The following is a 266-nucleotide window of genomic DNA, read 5'->3' as shown; positions in this document are numbered from 1 at the left end:
CTTCGATGGAATCCGGGTATAATTTTGGGGCTCTTTCCTGGGCCGAATGCGAGGAGATGTGTGCTAGGCTCGAAAAGAGCCTAGTTACCGCAGGCATCGATACGGTGCTAGTCGTCGCACGTGGTGGTCTGAGCGTTGCAGGAATGCTCCTCAAGGACATTAAGCCTCGATGCATCCGAGTAGTGAAAGCCTCTTCGTATAGCGACGGGACAAAGCGTGATGTAGGCTTTGATGCCTATAGCATCCAGACGCTATATGAACTGCGC

Annotated in this window: 1 protein-coding gene; it reads left to right on the top strand. The window is 52.6% G+C overall.

Annotated features, from left to right (window positions below; all coding sequences use genetic code 11):
* Positions 1–266 (top strand): hypothetical protein (locus VJI94_RS08445; protein ID WP_324009041.1); only part of this gene is annotated, 266 nt, incomplete at both ends.

This window comes from Parvimonas sp. D9 (genome assembly GCF_035282565.1).
GTDB lineage: Bacteria > Bacillota > Clostridia > Tissierellales > Peptoniphilaceae > Parvimonas > Parvimonas micra.
The sequence above is the reverse complement of the archived record's forward strand: the minus strand, read 5'-3'. Positions and strand labels throughout refer to the sequence as shown.